At 59.2% G+C, this 14,703-nt stretch carries 15 protein-coding genes and 1 pseudogene; 13 read left to right on the top strand and 3 right to left on the bottom strand.

Features of this window, described 5'->3' with window-relative positions:
* The first annotated feature begins 51 nt into the window (after positions 1 to 51).
* The 10 genes from nuoG (at position 52) to J2W17_RS03300 (ending at position 10,952) form a co-directional block, all read left to right on the top strand.
* Positions 52 to 2,766, top strand: a complete 2,715-nt coding sequence (gene nuoG / locus J2W17_RS03345; protein ID WP_307329138.1) for an NADH-quinone oxidoreductase subunit NuoG — start codon at positions 52 to 54, stop codon at positions 2,764 to 2,766.
* Positions 2,763 to 3,770, top strand: coding sequence for an NADH-quinone oxidoreductase subunit NuoH (gene nuoH, locus J2W17_RS03340; protein ID WP_150746610.1), 1,008 nt, complete (start codon positions 2,763 to 2,765; stop codon positions 3,768 to 3,770). Before nuoG ends, nuoH begins: the two co-directional genes overlap by 4 nt.
* A 12-nt stretch (positions 3,771 to 3,782) precedes the next feature.
* Entirely contained in the window at positions 3,783 to 4,328 is a 546-nt protein-coding gene (gene nuoI / locus J2W17_RS03335) for an NADH-quinone oxidoreductase subunit NuoI (protein ID WP_200889382.1), read from the top strand.
* Positions 4,329 to 4,337: 9 nt separating this feature from the next.
* Positions 4,338 to 4,841, top strand: a complete 504-nt coding sequence (gene nuoJ / locus J2W17_RS03330) for an NADH-quinone oxidoreductase subunit J (protein ID WP_007905076.1) — start codon at positions 4,338 to 4,340, stop codon at positions 4,839 to 4,841.
* Between the two features lie 2 nt (positions 4,842 to 4,843).
* Positions 4,844 to 5,152: an NADH-quinone oxidoreductase subunit NuoK gene (gene nuoK, locus J2W17_RS03325; protein ID WP_010458852.1), complete on the top strand. Its 309-nt coding sequence runs from the start codon at positions 4,844 to 4,846 to the stop codon at positions 5,150 to 5,152.
* Positions 5,149 to 7,002 (top strand): NADH-quinone oxidoreductase subunit L, encoded by a 1,854-nt coding sequence (gene nuoL / locus J2W17_RS03320; protein WP_307329132.1) that lies wholly within the window; start codon positions 5,149 to 5,151, stop codon positions 7,000 to 7,002. Before nuoK ends, nuoL begins: the two co-directional genes overlap by 4 nt.
* 40 nt (positions 7,003 to 7,042) lie before the next feature.
* Positions 7,043 to 8,575 carry an NADH-quinone oxidoreductase subunit M gene (gene nuoM / locus J2W17_RS03315; RefSeq protein WP_307329128.1) on the top strand — a complete coding sequence of 511 codons (1,533 nt, stop codon included), beginning with the start codon at positions 7,043 to 7,045 and terminating at the stop codon, positions 8,573 to 8,575.
* Positions 8,576 to 8,582: 7 nt separating this feature from the next.
* A complete protein-coding gene (nuoN, locus tag J2W17_RS03310) occupies positions 8,583 to 10,046 on the top strand; it encodes an NADH-quinone oxidoreductase subunit NuoN (RefSeq protein WP_128871316.1) in 1,464 nt (487 codons plus the stop codon).
* Positions 10,047 to 10,297: 251 nt separating this feature from the next.
* Positions 10,298 to 10,648: a toxin gene (locus tag J2W17_RS03305; protein ID WP_307329124.1), complete on the top strand. Its 351-nt coding sequence runs from the start codon at positions 10,298 to 10,300 to the stop codon at positions 10,646 to 10,648.
* Positions 10,638 to 10,952 (top strand): helix-turn-helix domain-containing protein, encoded by a 315-nt coding sequence (locus J2W17_RS03300; RefSeq protein WP_150816023.1) that lies wholly within the window; start codon positions 10,638 to 10,640, stop codon positions 10,950 to 10,952. Before J2W17_RS03305 ends, J2W17_RS03300 begins: the two co-directional genes overlap by 11 nt.
* A gap of 484 nt (positions 10,953 to 11,436) precedes the next feature.
* Here J2W17_RS03300 and J2W17_RS03295 read toward each other — a convergent pair.
* The 3 genes and pseudogenes from J2W17_RS03295 to J2W17_RS03285 form a co-directional block, all read right to left on the bottom strand.
* Positions 11,437 to 11,622, bottom strand: a pseudogene (locus J2W17_RS03295) (hypothetical protein); the annotation flags it as partial.
* Between the two features lie 3 nt (positions 11,623 to 11,625).
* Positions 11,626 to 11,994 carry a hypothetical protein gene (locus tag J2W17_RS03290; protein WP_307329118.1) on the bottom strand — a complete coding sequence of 123 codons (369 nt, stop codon included), beginning with the start codon at positions 11,992 to 11,994 and terminating at the stop codon, positions 11,626 to 11,628.
* A 106-nt stretch (positions 11,995 to 12,100) separates the two neighbouring features.
* Positions 12,101 to 12,286, bottom strand: a complete 186-nt coding sequence (locus J2W17_RS03285) for a hypothetical protein (protein WP_307329114.1) — start codon at positions 12,284 to 12,286, stop codon at positions 12,101 to 12,103.
* Between the two features lie 687 nt (positions 12,287 to 12,973).
* Here J2W17_RS03285 and J2W17_RS03280 point away from each other — a divergent pair.
* The 3 genes from J2W17_RS03280 to J2W17_RS03270 all read left to right on the top strand — a co-directional run bounded on the left by J2W17_RS03280 (position 12,974) and on the right by J2W17_RS03270 (position 14,698).
* Complete coding sequence (locus tag J2W17_RS03280) at positions 12,974 to 13,336, top strand: DUF6124 family protein (RefSeq protein ID WP_307329109.1); 363 nt, start codon at positions 12,974 to 12,976, stop codon at positions 13,334 to 13,336.
* A gap of 295 nt (positions 13,337 to 13,631) precedes the next feature.
* Complete coding sequence (gene parS, locus J2W17_RS03275) at positions 13,632 to 14,201, top strand: type II RES/Xre toxin-antitoxin system antitoxin (RefSeq protein WP_307329106.1); 570 nt, start codon at positions 13,632 to 13,634, stop codon at positions 14,199 to 14,201.
* The gene (locus tag J2W17_RS03270; RefSeq protein WP_307329103.1) at positions 14,201 to 14,698 is read left to right on the top strand and encodes an RES family NAD+ phosphorylase; all 498 of its coding nucleotides are present in this window, start codon (positions 14,201 to 14,203) and stop codon (positions 14,696 to 14,698) included. The genes parS and J2W17_RS03270 overlap by 1 nt, the downstream gene beginning before the upstream one ends.
* The last annotated feature ends 5 nt before the right edge of the window (positions 14,699 to 14,703 follow it).

Genomic DNA, 14,703 nt, shown 5'->3' with positions numbered 1-14,703 from the left:
GATTCCATTAGCCACGCCCGCTGACACCGGGCCAACGAAGAACTTTGAACCATGGCCACTATCCACGTAGACGGCAAAGAGCTCGAAGTCGATGGGGCAGACAACCTGTTACAGGCGTGTCTGTCGCTAGGCCTCGATATCCCTTATTTCTGCTGGCACCCCGCCCTCGGCAGCATTGGCGCTTGCCGCCAGTGCGCGGTCAAGCAGTACACCGACGAGAACGACAAGCGTGGTCGGATCGTCATGTCCTGCATGACCCCCGCCACCGACGGCAGCTGGATCTCCATCGACGACGAAGAAGCGAAAGTGTTTCGCGCCAGCGTCGTCGAATGGCTGATGACCAACCACCCTCACGACTGCCCGGTCTGTGAGGAAGGCGGTCACTGCCACCTGCAAGACATGACGGTGATGACCGGCCACAACGAGCGCCGTTATCGCTTCACCAAGCGCACTCACCAGAACCAGGATCTCGGCCCGTTCATCGGTCACGAAATGAACCGCTGCATCGCCTGCTACCGCTGCGTGCGCTTCTATAAGGACTACGCCGGCGGCACCGACCTCGGCGTATTCGGCGCCCACGACAACGTGTACTTCGGTCGCGTTGAAGACGGCACCCTGGAAAGCGAGTTCTCCGGCAACCTCACCGAGGTCTGCCCGACCGGCGTGTTCACCGACAAGACGCACTCCGAGCGCTACAACCGCAAGTGGGACATGCAGTTCTCGCCGAGCATCTGCCATGGCTGCTCCAGCGGTTGCAACATCTCCCCGGGCGAGCGTTACGGTGAACTGCGTCGCATCGAGAACCGCTTCAACGGTTCGGTGAACCAGTACTTCCTGTGCGACCGTGGCCGTTTCGGCTATGGCTACGTCAACCGCAAGGATCGCCCACGCCAGCCACTGCTGGCCAACGGCGCCAAGCTGACCCTGGACGAAGCGCTGGATAAAGCCGCCGACCTGTTGCGCGGTCGCAATATCGTCGGTATCGGTTCGCCCCGCGCCAGCCTCGAAAGCAACTACGCGTTGCGCGAGCTGGTCGGCGCCGAGCATTTCTACTCCGGTATCGAGGCCTCCGAGCTGGAACGCATCCGTCTGGTGATGCAGGTGCTCAAAGACAGCCCGCTGCCGATCCCGAACATGCGCGACATCGAAGACCACGACGCGATCTTCGTCCTTGGCGAAGACCTGACCCAGACCGCTGCGCGCATGGCCCTGTCCCTGCGTCAATCGGTCAAGGGCAAGGCCGAAGACATGGCCGACGCCATGCGCGTTCAGCCCTGGCTCGACGCCGCGGTGAAGAACATCGGCCAGGACGCGCTGAATCCGCTGTTCATCGCCAGCCTGGCTGAAACCAAGCTCGACGACATCGCAGAAGAATGCGTTCACGCCGCCCCAGACGATCTGGCGCGCATCGGTTTCGCCGTGGCTCACGCCCTCGACGCCAGCGCACCGGCCGTCGAAGGCCTGGATGCTGAAGCACTCGACCTGGCCAAGCGCATTGCCGACGCCCTGCTCGCCGCCAAGCGTCCATTGATCATTGCCGGTACCTCGTTGGGTTCCAAGGCGCTGATCGAAGCTGCGGCGAACATCGCCAAGGCCCTGAAGCTGCGTGAGAAGAACGGTTCCATCAGTCTGATCGTGCCGGAGGCCAACAGCCTCGGCCTGGCCATGCTCGGTGGCGAATCGGTCGATGCCGCGCTGCAGGCTGTGATCGACGGTAAAGCCGACGCCATCGTCGTGCTGGAAAACGATCTGTACACCCGCACTGACAAGGCCAAGGTCGATGCTGCCCTGAACGCCGTGAAAGTGCTGATCGTGGCCGACCATCAGAAAACCGCGACCAGCGATCGCGCGCACCTGGTTCTGCCAGCCGCCAGCTTCGCTGAAGGCGACGGTACGCTGGTCAGCCAGGAAGGTCGCGCCCAGCGCTTCTTCCAGGTCTTCGACCCGACTTACCTCGACGCGAGCATCCTGGTTCATGAAGGCTGGCGCTGGCTGCATGCCCTGCGCGCCACCCTGTTGAACCAGCCCATCGACTGGACCCAGCTGGACCACGTTACCGCCGCCGTGGCTGCAAGCACGCCGCAACTGGCACGCATCGTCGATGCCGCACCGTCCGCCGCGTTCCGCATCAAGGGCCTGAAACTGGCCCGCGAACCGTTGCGTTACAGCGGCCGGACCGCCATGCGCGCCGACATCAGCGTGCACGAACCGCGTACCTCCCAGGACAAAGACACTGCGTTTTCGTTCTCGATGGAAGGTTACTCGGGCTCGGTCGAGCCCCGTCAGCAAGTGCCATTCGCCTGGTCTCCGGGCTGGAACTCGCCGCAGGCCTGGAACAAGTTCCAGGACGAAGTCGGTGGTCACATCCGCGCTGGCGACCCGGGCACCCGCCTGATCGAAAGCACCGGTGACTCGCTGAACTGGTTCGCCGCTGTTCCGCGTGCGTTCAACCCGGCGCCGGGCACCTGGCAGGTCGTGCCGTTCTTCCACCTGTTCGGCAGCGAAGAAAACTCTTCCAAAGCCGCGCCGGTTCAGGAGCGCATCCCGGCCGCTTACGTCGCCTTGGCCAAATCCGAAGCCGATCGCCTGGGTGTCAATGACGGCGCCATGCTCAGCTTGAACGTGGCTGGCCAGACCCTGCGTCTGCCGCTGCGCATCAACGAAGAGCTGGGTGCCGGCCTGGTTGCATTGCCTGCGGGCATCGCCGGCATTCCGCCAGCGATCGCAGGCTTTTCCGTTGACGGTCTGCAGGAGGCAGCTCAATGACCTGGTTCACTCCTGAAGTGATCGACGTGATCATCGCGGTCCTCAAGGCCGTGGTGATCCTGCTCGCCGTGGTGGTGTGCGGCGCCCTGCTGAGCTGGGTCGAGCGTCGTCTGCTCGCCCTCTGGCAGGACCGTTACGGTCCGAACCGCGTCGGCCCGTTCGGCGCGTTCCAGATCGCCGCCGACATGATCAAGATGTTCTTCAAGGAAGACTGGACGCCACCGTTCGCCGACAAGGTGATCTTCACCCTGGCACCGGTCGTGGCCATGAGCGCCTTGCTGATTGCGTTCGCGATCATCCCGATCACCCCGACCTGGGGCGTGGCGGACATCAACATCGGCATCCTGTTCTTCTTCGCCATGGCCGGTCTGTCGGTCTACGCGGTGCTGTTCGCCGGCTGGTCGAGCAACAACAAGTTCGCCCTGTTGGGCAGCTTGCGGGCCTCGGCACAGACCGTGTCGTACGAAGTGTTCATGGGCCTGTCGCTGATGGGCATCGTGATCCAGGTCGGCTCGTTCAACATGCGCGACATCGTTGAATACCAGGCGCAGAACATGTGGTTCGTCATTCCGCAGATCTTCGGTTTCCTGACCTTCTTCATTGCCGGCGTCGCCGTGACTCACCGTCACCCGTTCGACCAGCCGGAAGCGGAACAGGAACTGGCCGACGGTTACCACATTGAATACGCCGGCATGAAATGGGGCATGTTCTTCGTCGGCGAGTACATCGGCATCGTGCTGATTTCGGCGCTGCTGGTGACCTTGTTCTTCGGTGGCTGGCACGGCCCGTTCGGCATTCTGCCGCAGATCCCGTTCATCTGGTTCGCGCTGAAAACCGCGTTCTTCATCATGTTCTTCATCCTGCTGCGCGCCTCGATCCCGCGCCCACGGTATGACCAAGTGATGGACTTCAGCTGGAAGTTCTGCCTGCCGCTGACCCTCGTCAACATGCTGGTGACCGCTGCGATCGTGTTGCTCAACACGCCCGCCGTCGCGGCTCAGTGAGGATAGAGAATCATGAAGTACATTTTTGACATCGTGCATGGCTTCTTCACCCAGCTTCGCAGCCTGGTGATGATCTTCGGCCATGCCTTCCGCAAGCGCGACACGCTGCAGTACCCGGAAGAAGCCGTGTACCTGCCGCCGCGCTTCCGTGGCCGCATCGTGCTGACCCGCGACCCCGACGGCGAAGAGCGTTGCGTAGCCTGCAACCTGTGCGCCGTGGCGTGCCCGGTCGGCTGCATCTCGTTGCAGAAAGCTGAAACCGATGACGGTCGCTGGTACCCGGAGTTTTTCCGTATCAACTTCTCGCGCTGCATTTTCTGCGGCCTCTGCGAGGAAGCCTGCCCGACCACCGCGATCCAGCTGACACCGGATTTCGAGATGGCCGAGTTCAAACGTCAGGACCTGGTGTACGAGAAAGAAGATCTGCTGATCTCCGGCCCCGGCAAAAACCCTGATTACAACTTCTATCGTGTTGCAGGTATGGCGATTGCCGGTAAGCCAAAAGGCTCCGCGCAGAATGAAGCCGAACCGATCAACGTGAAGAGCTTGCTGCCTTAAGGAAGAAAGATGGAATTCGCTTTCTATTTCGCATCGGGTATCGCTGTGGTGTCCACGCTTCGCGTGATCACCAACACCAACCCCGTGCACGCCCTGCTCTACCTGATCATTTCGCTGATTGCCGTGGCGATGACGTTTTTCGCCCTCGGCGCACCGTTCGCCGGTGTGCTGGAAGTGATCGCCTATGCTGGCGCCATCATGGTGCTGTTCGTGTTCGTGGTGATGATGCTGAACCTGGGCCCGGCCTCGGTTCAGCAAGAGCGCGTCTGGCTCAAGCCCGGTATCTGGCTCGGCCCGGTCGCCCTCGGCACCCTGCTGCTGGTCGAACTGCTGTACGTGCTGTTCAGCGACGCCAGCGGCCAGGCCATCGGCCACACCACCGTGGACGCCAAGGCCGTGGGCATCAGCCTGTTCGGTCCTTATCTGCTGGTGGTCGAACTCGCCTCGATGCTGCTGCTTGCGGCAGCGGTCACGGCGTTCCACCTGGGCCGCAACGAAGCCAAGGAGCAATGACGATGCCTGCTATCCCTCTGGAGCATGGTCTGGCGGTCGCCGGCATCCTGTTCTGCCTCGGTCTGGTCGGCCTGATGGTCCGGCGCAACATACTTTTCGTGCTGATGAGCCTGGAGATCATGATGAATGCCTCCGCCTTGGCGTTCATCGTTGCCGGTAGCCGCTGGGGTCAGCCGGATGGACAGATCATGTTCATCCTGGTGATCAGCCTGGCAGCCGCCGAGGCCAGTATCGGCCTGGCGATTCTGTTGCAGCTGTATCGCCGCTTCCACACTCTCGATATCGACGCTGCCAGCGAGATGCGCGGATGAATCTTCTCTATCTGACTTTCGTATTCCCTCTCATCGGTTTCCTGCTGCTGTCGTTCTCCCGTGGACGCATCTCGGAAAACCTTGCGGCGCTGATCGGCGTCGGTTCCATTGGCCTGTCTGCCATCGTCACTGCCTATGTGATCTGGCAGTTCAACGTCGCCCCGCCTGCAGGCGGTCACTACACCCTGGTGTTGTGGCAGTGGATGGCGGTGGAAGGCTTCACGCCGAACTTCGCGCTGTACCTGGATGGCCTGTCCCTGACCATGCTCGGTGTGGTGGTCGGCGTCGGCTTCCTGATCCACCTGTTCGCGTCCTGGTACATGCGCGGTGAAGCCGGTTACTCGCGCTTCTTCGCCTACACCAACCTGTTTATCGCCAGCATGCTGTTCCTGGTGCTGGGCGATAACCTGTTGTTCCTGTACTTCGGCTGGGAAGGCGTGGGCCTGTGCTCGTACCTGTTGATCGGTTTCTACTACAGCAACCGCAACAACGGTAACGCGGCACTCAAGGCCTTCATCGTCACCCGGATCGGCGACGTGTTCATGGCCATCGGCCTGTTCATCCTGTTCGCCCAACTGGGCACGCTGAACATCCAGGAACTGCTGGTGCTGGCGCCGCAGAAATTCCAGGCCGGCGACTTCTGGATGGTCATGGCCACCCTGATGCTGCTGGGCGGCGCCGTGGGTAAATCCGCGCAACTGCCGCTGCAAACCTGGCTGGCGGATGCGATGGCCGGTCCTACCCCGGTTTCGGCACTGATCCACGCCGCAACCATGGTGACCGCCGGTGTCTACCTGATCGCCCGTACCCACGGCCTGTTCACCCTGGCACCGGAAATCCTGCATCTGGTAGGAATCGTCGGTGGCGTGACCCTGGTCCTGGCTGGCTTTGCCGCACTGGTCCAGACCGACATCAAACGTATCCTCGCCTACTCGACCATGAGCCAGATCGGCTACATGTTCCTGGCCCTGGGCGTTGGTGCCTGGGATGGCGCGATCTTCCACCTGATGACCCACGCCTTCTTCAAGGCGCTGTTGTTCCTGGCCTCCGGTGCGGTGATCGTGGCCTGCCACCACGAGCAGAACATCTTCAAGATGGGCGGCCTGTGGAAGAAACTGCCACTGGCCTACGCCAGCTTCATCGTCGGCGGCGCGGCCCTCGCGGCCTTGCCACTGGTGACCGCAGGCTTCTACTCCAAGGACGAAATCCTCTGGGAAGCGTTCGCCAGCGGCAACCAGGGTCTGCTGTATGCAGGTCTGGTCGGTGCGTTCATGACCTCGCTGTACACCTTCCGCCTGATCTTCATCGCGTTCCACGGTGAAGCGAAGACCGAAGCACACGCCGGTCACGGCATCGCTCACTGGCTGCCACTGTCGGTGCTGATCGTATTGTCCACCGCCATCGGCGCGATGATCGTTCCGCCACTGCACGGCGTGCTGCCGCAAAGCGTCGGCCATGCCGGCGGCGACGCCAAGCACAGTCTGGAAATCGCTTCGGGCGCCATCGCCCTGGCCGGTATCCTGCTGGCCGCCTTGCTGTTCCTCGGCAAGCGGCGTTTCGTCACGGCAATCGCCAACAGCGGCATCGGCCGCTTCCTTTCGGCCTGGTGGTTCGCTGCCTGGGGCTTCGACTGGATCTACGACAAACTGTTCGTCAAGCCATACCTTGCGATCAGCCACGTACTGCGCAAAGACCCGCTCGACCAGACCATCGGTCTGATCCCGCGTATGGCCAAAGGCGGTCACACCGCCCTGAGCCGTACAGAAACCGGTCAACTGCGTTGGTACGCGGCATCGATGGCAGCCGGCTCCGTGCTGGTCATCGGCGCCATCGTGCTGGTAGCGGTCTGAATATGAACCTTGCGAACTTGCGAAAGGAATTGAGCCCGTCATGATTCTGCCTTGGCTAATCCTGATCCCCTTTATCGGCGGCTTGCTGTGCTGGATGGGTGAGCGCTTCGGCGCCACCCTCCCCCGCTGGATTGCGCTGATCACCATGTCCCTGTTGCTCGCTCTCGGCCTCTGGCTGTGGGCCAACGGTGACTATTCATTTGCCCCGGCGCCTGGCGCCGACCCGACCTGGGTGCGTGAGTTCAAGCACATCTGGATTGCGCGCTTCGGCATCAGCGTGCACCTGGCCCTCGACGGCCTGTCGCTGCTGATGATCATGCTGACCGGTCTGCTGGGCGTGCTCTCGGTCCTGTGCTCGTGGAAAGAAATTCAACGTCACGTTGGCTTCTTCCACCTGAACCTGATGTGGATCCTGGGTGGTGTCGTCGGCGTGTTCCTCGCCCTCGACCTGTTCATGTTCTTCTTCTTCTGGGAAATGATGCTGGTGCCGATGTACTTCCTCATCGCGCTCTGGGGTCACAGTTCTTCGGACGGCAAGAAAACCCGGATCTACGCGGCGACCAAGTTCTTCATCTTCACCCAGGCTTCCGGCCTGATCATGTTGGTGGCGATCCTCGGTCTGGTTCTGGTCAACTTCAACGACACCGGCGTGATTACCTTCAACTACGCCGACCTGTTGAAAACCAAGATGTCGCTGACCACCGAGTACATCCTGATGCTCGGCTTCTTCATCGCCTTCGCGGTGAAGCTGCCGGTAGTACCGTTCCACTCCTGGTTGCCTGACGCTCACGCCCAGGCACCGACCGCGGGTTCGGTCGACCTGGCCGGTATCTTGCTGAAGACAGCGGCTTACGGTCTGCTGCGTTTCGCCCTGCCGCTGTTCCCGAATGCCTCGGCCGAGTTTGCGCCGATCGCCATGACCCTGGGTCTGATCGGGATCTTCTACGGCGCGTTCCTGGCCTTCGCCCAAACCGACATCAAGCGTCTGATCGCCTTCTCGTCCGTTTCCCACATGGGTTTCGTCCTGATCGGCATCTATTCCGGCAGCCAACTGGCGCTGCAGGGCGCGGTGATGCAGATGCTGGCGCACGGTCTGTCGGCTGCGGCACTCTTTATCCTGAGTGGCCAGCTGTACGAACGCACCCACACCCGCGACATGCGTGAAATGGGTGGCCTGTGGTCGAAGATCGCTTACCTGCCGGCCCTCAGCCTGTTCTTTGCAGCGGCGTCCCTGGGCTTGCCGGGTACCGGTAACTTCGTCGGTGAGTTCCTGATCCTGCTCGGTACCTTCCCCGCGGCGCCTGTAGTGACCATCATCGCGACGTCGGGCCTGGTGTTCGGGTCGGTCTACTCGCTGATCATGATCCACCGTGCGTACTTCGGTCCGGCCAAATCAGACGCGGTGCTGCATGGCATGGACGGTCGCGAAATGATCATGGTGGTCGGGCTTGCGGCGCTGCTGATCTACATCGGCGTGTACCCGCAACCGTTCCTCGATACCTCTGCCGCGACGATGCATGGCGTGCAGCAATGGCTCGGTACCGCCTTCACTCAACTCGCTTCGGCCCGGTAAGAGCGCTATGGAATTCACGACTCAACACTTTATCGCGCTAGCGCCGTTGTTGATCACCAGCGCCACGATCATCGTGGTGATGCTGGCGATTGCCTGGCGCCGCAACCACTCGCAGACCTTCCTGATTTCCGTGGCGGGTCTGAACCTGGCGCTGCTGTCGATCCTGCCAGCCTTGAAAGTCGCACCCCTGGCTGTGACACCACTGCTGCAGATCGATAGCTTCGCCTGCTTGTACATGGCGCTGATCCTGGTCGCCACCCTCGCCTGTGTGACCCTCGCCCATGCCTACCTCGGCGATGGCGGTTCGGGTTACCCGGGCAACCGTGAAGAACTGTACCTGCTGATCCTGATGGCCGCCGCCGGTGGCCTGGTGCTGGTCAGCGCGCAGCACCTGGCCGGGTTGTTCATCGGTCTGGAACTGTTGTCGGTGCCGGTCTACGGTCTGGTGGCCTATGCCTTCTTCAACAAGCGTTCGCTGGAAGCCGGCATCAAGTACATGGTGCTGTCGGCCGCCGGTTCCGCGTTCCTGTTGTTCGGTATGGCCCTGCTGTATGCCGACTCCGGCAGCCTGAGCTTCAACGGCATCGGCCAGGCCCTGGCGGCCACCGGCCTGCCAAGCTCGCTGGCGCAACTGGGCCTGGGCATGATGCTGATCGGCTTGGCATTCAAGCTGTCGCTCGTGCCGTTCCACCTCTGGACCCCAGACGTCTACGAAGGTGCTCCGGCACCGGTGGCCGCGTTCCTGGCCACTGCGTCGAAAGTCGCCGTGTTCGCGGTGATGGTGCGTCTGTTCCAGATCTCGCCGGCGGCGAGCAGCGGTGTACTGAGCGACGTGCTGACCATCATCGCCATCGCGTCGATCCTGTTCGGTAACCTGCTGGCACTGACCCAGAGCAACCTCAAGCGCCTGCTGGGTTACTCGTCCATCGCCCACTTCGGTTACCTGCTGATTGCCCTGGTGGCGAGCAAGGGCCTGGCCGTGGAAGCCATCGGCGTGTACCTGGTCACCTACGTGATCACCAGCCTCGGCGCCTTCGGCGTGATCACCCTGATGTCCTCGCCGTACAACGGCCGTGACGCGGATGCCCTGTACGAATACCGCGGCCTGTTCTGGCGCCGTCCGTACCTGACCGCGGTCCTGACCGTTATGATGCTGTCCCTGGCCGGCATCCCGCTGACCGCGGGCTTCATCGGCAAGTTCTACATCATCGCCACCGGCGTCGAGTCCCACCAATGGTGGCTGGTCGGCTCCCTGGTACTGGGCAGCGCCATCGGCGTGTTCTACTACCTGCGTGTGATGGTCACCCTGTACCTGATCGAACCGAACCTGCGTCGCCACGATGCACAGCTGCATTGGGAACAACGTGCGGGCGGCGTGATGCTGCTGGCCATCGCTGCGCTGGCGTTCTTCCTTGGGCTGTATCCACAGCCGTTGCTGAACCTGGTTCAGCAGGCGGGGTTGGCGGGTTGATCGTTTAGGCGGTACTCGGTAGTAAATAGAAACGGCACCTTCGGGTGCCGTTTTTGCGTTTGTAGGATTTGTTACCGCTGCCCTGCCCTCCTTCTGCAATCCCCGAAAGCTCTCGCCCAATTGTCCGTTTCGTCCTACAGCCAGAATCAAGCGCTAGGTTCTATCTTGGAGACCGGGACGAAAAGGATGGCTTCGATGCCTTGACCTATTCGATGATCGAGATAACACTATACGTAGGTAGCGTACAGAACATGAATGCCCTTTTTATCGAATTACCTGCGTTTCAGAAGCACCGAAACGATTATCTGGATGACGATTTGTTTCGTAGCTTTCAGCTGGAGTTGCTGAAAAACCCAGAAGCGGGCGATCTTGTGGAAGGTACGGGTGGGTTGCGCAAAGTCCGCTTCTCCGACCAGCGACGAGGCAAAGGCAAGCGCAGCGGATTACGGGTGATTTATTACTGGTGGTCAGGTTTCGATCAATTCTGGCTGTTCACCGTGTATGGCAAAAATGAGCAAGACGACCTGTCGCCTTCCCAGAAAAAACTTTTCAGACAAACGCTGGATAGAGAAATCAACACGAGAACCCACAATGAAACGTGACATTTTTTCCGAACTGATGGAAGGCCTCGAAGCCTTGGCCGACGAGCGCCAAGGCAAGATCACGCTGCGGGCCCACAAGGTTCAGCTGCCAAAACTGGTACCCATCACTGCCGAGGAAGTGGTAGCTATCCGCCAACAACTCAACCTTTCCCGGTCGGTGTTCGCCATGTATCTGCGCACCAACACCCGAACCCTCGAAAACTGGGAACAGGGGCGGGCAACGCCAAATGCCCAAGCCACGACACTGATCCGCCTGGTTGAACGCTTTCCACAAACCATCGAGCAGCTCGCCGCCCTGACCTGATCGGTAGAGGCTGCACCACACGCACATGACGAAATTGTAATGACCCCATCACCTTGGCATTATCCGCAGATTGCAACAATGTCCCCCGGGGACGATGACGGAGTTTCGGCTGGGGTTTCCTGCGATTGAGGGTGCGATGCACTGAGGTTTCAGGCGGGGGATCTCTGTCGTGAGGGATGATCTCTTCGCGGGCAAGCCCGCAGGTTGCGGCGGTCGCAATGGGTGTGTGCACCACAAATCACTGTGTGGCCGGTTTGGCCGCGAAGACGTCCGCACAGACACCGAGGAAAACGGCGCCGTCCGTAGCTTACCGCCTTGCTCACCCTTTAGGTAGGAAACCGTGAAAAAAGGGGACCGTGAAAAAAGCGTGAAAAAAGGGGACGGAATCCAATACCGATTTAATAGCCTGCCTATATGTACTTGGCGGCACGTCACAAGCATCCCCAGAGCTACTATTACAAACCTCCTGAATGGCCAATAGCTAAGAAACTCCACCAATACCAATGCCGATGTAACCACCGGTGCCCATGTACTTGGCAGCCCGACTGATCGCATTCACATGAGTGGAATACCCTGGTATTAGCCCCGGTAGTCCGGCCTTGTCCCAATGGTGCACCAGGCTACGGCTGGAAATACCGGCTGCCGTTTTAAGCTTGAGGTGAAGCCCCAAAAATCACTCCAACTTCATCAGCCCATACGCAATGAATCCCCAAACAGCAATGCCAACCAGCATCACCGCTTTGATTTTCAAAAGACGCTTTAAATGTGGGGGAAAGTTTTTATTATCCTCGGGGTCCAGCTCGCCAATGCGGATTGAAACCCTTGGCATAGTCACCATCCCGGCGATTTTTGCTATCAGCAAGAGGCCCCCAAACCACCCCTGCTGCCGCAAACCTGGACCCCAGGTATGGACATAACGACTATTTTTTAAGGCCTCCAGCATGGCGTCTAGGTAACGCAATCTGAGGTACAGACTGTATGCAGTGCTCGCAATGGCCAGCAAAATCGGACCGGCTAGAATCCAAAAAGCTAGCCAGGACATCCAAAAATCCTTTCCCATCATGGCTGGGTTTTCTCGTATAAAATTTCACCCATTAACTCACCGCCATCACCCATATAAGTCGTACCCACCCATGCTCCAGTACCTATCAAGGTCGCGGCGCAGACAACTCCCCCAATTCCTGTAGAGCGTAATCCTGCTGCTGACGGATGATTGCCTGGGCCTGTTCGCCGAATTGCGCAACTTGCTGTTCCGTGAACGCCGAGTCGTTCAGACTGCGGAGAAATTCAGGAGAAACTTCGTTGGTATACAAGGGGTGCAGAGGGGCATTCATTTGCAAACGTCCTTATCGTCATCGATTTGAATTGCCTTCCCTTCTCATCTCGTCAGAAGCGCTGAACAGAGAGAATATTGGACGACGACGAATAAGACGGTGAAACGCGTGCTGAAAGCAATCCAATGGCATAGTCAAATGAACGAATAGGAATTTTCGTAACAACAAACAAACAATTTCCTACAGCGGAAGTTTCAAAATGTAACTTTTCTTTAAAATGTAAGCGCGGTGTCTGTGTTGTTTCTTTCACGAGCGAGCGCAGCCCGATGGATAGATTAAACAACGACATCTTCCTGGACTGTGTGAAAACCCTACTGACCTGAGCGGCGCTCAAAGAAATTTAAACACTCATGTTTAATCGCTTCGAAAATTACTTCGTGAAAAGCCACAACACCTTGCGGCGTTACCTACAGGTAAGACAGAATCCGCCGGCTTGTGCGTCTTGGGTATGGGTTCTATCGTTTGCCGGTCACTGAAAACAGTGATCGGGTTTGGTAGACCCGTAGCATCGACGCATAGCGTCACCCTTTACTGTCCAATGTTTGGGCGGTGTTTTTATGGTGGCCATGCGCAGGGCTCCTTCGGGGGCGCCGGTTACGATGCCCGGTCTACCAACCTTCGTATGGTCACCGCCTTCGTTTGGTAGCGAGGATGTGATTCCTTTTAAATAGCATCGGAGTTCCATCTATGTTCAAGGTCACACCCAATCCGCCGGACAGCGATCCGGCATCCCCGTACGAAACCCTCGAATCAAAAAAACTGCATGACGCCGCCGAGCGCACCGTCGACTATCACCTAAAGCCGGACGTCCCCATCATGGAAAACCCGCGCACTCCCGGCACCATGTTCATCGTCAACCCGGAACTCGATACCGAAACCCTGCTGGCCCATGCTTGCGAGTCGCTGGCCTCGGCCAATGTCATGACGATGGATTTGGCGGACCACATGGATGGGCCCAGGCGCAATACCCTATTGGGCATCGCGCAAGTCATCATGCTGGGTGAGCTGGCGGTAAACCGGGCGCTGGATCGGCTTGACCCCATTGAATAGTCCCGGCCGCAATGGCTTCGACTGACTATCGGTCGCAGCGCACCATTGGCGGACTAGTCCGTGCCAAGGGCTGGAAAGCTTTGTTGTCCGGGATGGCCTCTTCGCTGGCAAGCCAGCTCCCACAGGGATCTGTGGTGTTCGCCCCCATGATGACGACGCAAAACGTTGTTCAGTACTTGTTGCAGCACTTCATTGGCCAGCATTGGGGCTCTCAATGCTGGTCAATGAAGATCTAGGTGTTTTCTGCCATTTGGCATTATAGTAAATGCCAGATGTCTGTACGCCGGAGGCTATCATGAGTGCCAAGAAGAAAATCGAACCAACCGATGGGGCCCGCGTAAGAGTCGATCGGGTCGGTACAGCTAAATCGCGCAACGCTGAAGCGGCCTTGGCGCTTTTGAAAAACAACCAGCCTGCGGTGGCATTGACTGATACACCTCGCGCCACACACATGGTTGCGATATTGCTCCACGGCGACGTGAGTGATGATCGTATGGAGATTTACAGGGCCGTAAGAAACGGTTTCCCGCTTCAGTCGGTGATTGACATGATTGAACACAGTGACGTTTACAAACGGTATGGCGTGCTGTCGAGGATCGTGGGCGCATCTGATCGCACGCTGGCCCGACGGTTGAAATCCCCGGAAGAAGTCTTGACCTCCGAGCAAAGCACGCGCGCACTCTATTATGCCGAGGTGTTGGAGAAGGCCACCGATGTGTTGGGCTCGCGTGAGCTGGCCGAGCAATGGATGGTCAAACCTGCTCGCGGCCTGGATGGTGAGATGCCCATTGATTTGATTTCCAACTCGGTGGGTTATGAGCTGGTGACTGACTTTCTGACGCGCATCGAGTACGGGGTCTATTGATGGCTAAAGACCCTTTGAGCAGTGAGATTCACTTCTGGCGCCTTGACGCTGCTGAGTACGCCCCCACCTGGCATTTGGGTGTGGGAGCAGAAAAGGTGGGTGGACGCTGGAACCCTAAAGGCATGGCCACGGTTTATGCCAGCCTGGATGCCTCTACGGCCATTCTTGAGGTGGCCGTACACAAGGATTTCGATGCGTTGGATTGCAAGCCCCATCGCCTGACGCAGGCCCGTGTGCTGGACCCGTCGAGGATTTATGTGGTGCAGCCCGACGGTATTGCAAACCCTCATTGGTTGGTACCCGGCACGCCTAGCCGCAGCCAGCAGCAGTTCGGTGCTGACCTGCTGAACCAGCATCCCTTTGTATTGGTGCCTTCCAGCGTGTCGCCGCATAGCTGGAATTTGCTGATGAACCCGCGAAAGGCTAATGGCTTGTACGAGCTGGTGTTGCAAGAGCCTTTTGGCCTGGATGGTCGGCTTAATAAGCCTCAAGCCTGAAGAGC

Source organism: Pseudomonas lini (assembly GCF_030812475.1).
Classification (GTDB): domain Bacteria; phylum Pseudomonadota; class Gammaproteobacteria; order Pseudomonadales; family Pseudomonadaceae; genus Aquipseudomonas; species Aquipseudomonas lini_A.
Note: the sequence above shows the minus strand (reverse complement) of the source record. Positions and strands in the feature narration are given on the sequence as shown.

What these genes read in the sequence shown, in the direction of transcription:
- nuoG (WP_307329138.1), top strand. Translation starts at nt 52, where the DNA reads ATGGCCACTATCCACGTAGACGGCAAAGAGCTCGAAGTCGATGGGGCA.
- nuoH (WP_150746610.1), top strand. Translation starts at nt 2,763, where the DNA reads ATGACCTGGTTCACTCCTGAAGTGATCGACGTGATCATCGCGGTCCTC.
- nuoI (WP_200889382.1), top strand. Translation starts at nt 3,783, where the DNA reads ATGAAGTACATTTTTGACATCGTGCATGGCTTCTTCACCCAGCTTCGC.
- nuoJ (WP_007905076.1), top strand. Translation starts at nt 4,338, where the DNA reads ATGGAATTCGCTTTCTATTTCGCATCGGGTATCGCTGTGGTGTCCACG.
- nuoK (WP_010458852.1), top strand. Translation starts at nt 4,844, where the DNA reads ATGCCTGCTATCCCTCTGGAGCATGGTCTGGCGGTCGCCGGCATCCTG.
- nuoL (WP_307329132.1), top strand. Translation starts at nt 5,149, where the DNA reads ATGAATCTTCTCTATCTGACTTTCGTATTCCCTCTCATCGGTTTCCTG.
- nuoM (WP_307329128.1), top strand. Translation starts at nt 7,043, where the DNA reads ATGATTCTGCCTTGGCTAATCCTGATCCCCTTTATCGGCGGCTTGCTG.
- nuoN (WP_128871316.1), top strand. Translation starts at nt 8,583, where the DNA reads ATGGAATTCACGACTCAACACTTTATCGCGCTAGCGCCGTTGTTGATC.
- J2W17_RS03305 (WP_307329124.1), top strand. Translation starts at nt 10,298, where the DNA reads ATGAATGCCCTTTTTATCGAATTACCTGCGTTTCAGAAGCACCGAAAC.
- J2W17_RS03300 (WP_150816023.1), top strand. Translation starts at nt 10,638, where the DNA reads ATGAAACGTGACATTTTTTCCGAACTGATGGAAGGCCTCGAAGCCTTG.
- J2W17_RS03290 (WP_307329118.1), bottom strand. Translation starts at nt 11,994, where the DNA reads ATGTCCTGGCTAGCTTTTTGGATTCTAGCCGGTCCGATTTTGCTGGCC.
- J2W17_RS03285 (WP_307329114.1), bottom strand. Translation starts at nt 12,286, where the DNA reads ATGAATGCCCCTCTGCACCCCTTGTATACCAACGAAGTTTCTCCTGAA.
- J2W17_RS03280 (WP_307329109.1), top strand. Translation starts at nt 12,974, where the DNA reads ATGTTCAAGGTCACACCCAATCCGCCGGACAGCGATCCGGCATCCCCG.
- parS (WP_307329106.1), top strand. Translation starts at nt 13,632, where the DNA reads ATGAGTGCCAAGAAGAAAATCGAACCAACCGATGGGGCCCGCGTAAGA.
- J2W17_RS03270 (WP_307329103.1), top strand. Translation starts at nt 14,201, where the DNA reads ATGGCTAAAGACCCTTTGAGCAGTGAGATTCACTTCTGGCGCCTTGAC.